The organism is Vibrio sp. 03_296, from assembly GCF_002265885.1.
The window spans coordinates 1-523 of sequence record NZ_NPKW01001101.1; the positions used below are offsets into that span (position 1 = coordinate 1).

A 523-nucleotide genomic window follows, 5' to 3' on the forward strand; every position below is an offset into this window, starting at 1 on the left:
GGTAGAAGTCGAGATCGAGTTTTTTACTTGCCCCATAATATGGCTGATCTTGAGGGTGATGGAGTCTTGTTTATCGACTGAAATCAACGAAATACCCTATTTGATAAATAATTGTATTGAGACTTGCGCAAGAATAGCAGAGATCACGTATAATCTCTGCAAATTTGCAGTGAGATATATTCAATGATTAAAGTTGGTCAAATTAACAACTTAGAAGTAACTAAACGCACAGATTTTGGTGTATTCCTAGATGGAAAAGACTATGGCAGCATTTTACTGGCAAATAAGCATGTGCCAGAAGGCTGTGAGGTCGGCGCTCAAATCGATGTTTTTATTTACTTTGACTCCGACAATCAGTTGGCTGCTACAACTGAAACGCCAAGTCGCACAAGTGGGCGAATGGGGCTTGATGAAGGTTGAGGGGGTCAACAGCACGGGTGCTTTTGTTAACTGGGGACATCAAAGAAAAAGATCTGCTAGTGCCATACAGTGAGCAACGCAGTCGTTTTACTGCTGGTCAATC

The 523-nt window shown here is 41.7% G+C and carries 1 pseudogene; it reads left to right on the forward strand.

What is annotated here, in order from left to right:
• Positions 1-183: 183 nt before the first annotated feature.
• A pseudogene (locus tag CIK04_RS30065) lies at positions 184-523 on the forward strand (S1-like domain-containing RNA-binding protein); the annotation flags it as partial.